This is a genomic window from Paraburkholderia sp. RL18-101-BIB-B, from assembly GCF_046026985.1.
Classification (GTDB): domain Bacteria; phylum Pseudomonadota; class Gammaproteobacteria; order Burkholderiales; family Burkholderiaceae; genus Paraburkholderia.
This window is the reverse complement of record NZ_JARESV010000158.1, coordinates 1-1,233: the sequence shown is the minus strand read 5'-3', so window position 1 is coordinate 1,233 and position 1,233 is coordinate 1. Positions and strand designations below refer to the sequence as shown.

At 61.6% G+C, this 1,233-nt stretch carries 2 protein-coding genes; one reads left to right on the top strand and one right to left on the bottom strand.

From position 1 onward, the window contains the following. Positions 1 to 302: 302 nt before the first annotated feature. On the top strand, positions 303 to 1,049 hold the full coding sequence (locus P0D73_RS46460; RefSeq protein ID WP_132378149.1) for a hypothetical protein: 747 nt from the start codon (positions 303 to 305) through the stop codon (positions 1,047 to 1,049). A gap of 78 nt (positions 1,050 to 1,127) precedes the next feature. On the opposite strand, the gene P0D73_RS46455 is transcribed toward P0D73_RS46460, so the two are convergent. Beyond that, entirely contained in the window at positions 1,128 to 1,211 is an 84-nt protein-coding gene (locus P0D73_RS46455; RefSeq protein ID WP_408321337.1) for an SHOCT domain-containing protein, read from the bottom strand. Between the last annotated feature and the right edge of the window lie 22 nt (positions 1,212 to 1,233).

The window sequence follows — 1,233 nt, the reverse complement described above, 5'->3', positions numbered from 1 at the left end:
AAGGAAGCAGCTGCAAATGAGAAATGGATAGCCGTGTTGCGATTGGCGAAATGTGAATGTTAGCGCCGCGGCCCTGTTAAGCGCCATTTACGGACGGTTTGCGACCGCTAATCCATTAGTTAGCCAGACTGCGCCGTTCTGAAAGAGGCCGGGAAATGCTCAAAAGTCAGGACTACCAGCCAGCGCTGTGCAGGCACGAGGAAGTCGCCTTCTGGTGCGCCGCACGACGTTGCGTATCGGCACGAGGCCCACCGGGAGGTGGCTGGAGCGCTTCCATTTCTCTCTAGCTGCGAGGTGAAACCATGAAAATTAAATCGTTGTTAGGCATTGCAGTTGCTTCGGTGGCTTTTGCGCCATCGCTGCAATCCATTCCAGCATGGGCCGATGGTCCGAAGTCCGCTTATGACAACGGCGGGACGGATGCATCGCTCGACCCCGGTGACGAACGTATGACCGCCGATGAGGAAAACCAGGCACGTCAGAAAGACCTGAGCAATGCCTACCATAGTGGATACGTTGCTCGGGCGAAGGAGGACGCCGAGACGTACGCTTCTTTGCGGGATCAGTTGAAGAGTCCGGCTAAGCAGGTCCAGTCGCACGATGTGCCGCCGCTCCCGCCCGCCATGCCAGACGACGAGGCCTTGCAGGCGCCCGTCCCCGTCCCCCAACCGCACGTCGCCCAGCGCGCATTGCCGGCCCAGCCCGGGTATCAGATGGTTGCGCAGCAGCCGCAGTACGCGCCACCGCCGACGCGTTACCAGCAGGCGCCCGTCTATGCGCAAGCGCCGGTTTTTGAAAGCGGTCCGTCGAACTATCCGCAGCCGGTGTACGTGCAACAGGCCTATGCAGCGCCCCCTCCACCGGCTGTCCAGTACGTTCCGGTCTATCCCCAGGAGGAGGTGCAGGAATACCCGGTTCAGGCCGTGGTGCAGCCGGTCGTCGCCGTTGCCAGTCCCATTGCCTATCCGGTCTACCGGGCGGGATACTGGGCCGGGTCATTTCCCCGTCCGTACCGCCAAGGGCCCATGATCTACCAGGTCTCGCAATAGCGGAGGGCGCGGGCAAGGGTCGGTTCCAGGCCCGCGCCCGCCAGGCAGAGGATCTTCGGGTCGACCCGTAAACCCTGACTACTGCACGAGCCGGGCTCGCAGGCGCGAATATTCCGCTTCCGAAATGGCCCCTGCCGATTTCAGACGGTCAAGCTTTTCGATCTCGTCGGTTACGCCGAAACCA

What these genes read in the sequence shown, in the direction of transcription:
- P0D73_RS46460 (WP_132378149.1), top strand. Translation starts at nt 303, where the DNA reads ATGAAAATTAAATCGTTGTTAGGCATTGCAGTTGCTTCGGTGGCTTTT.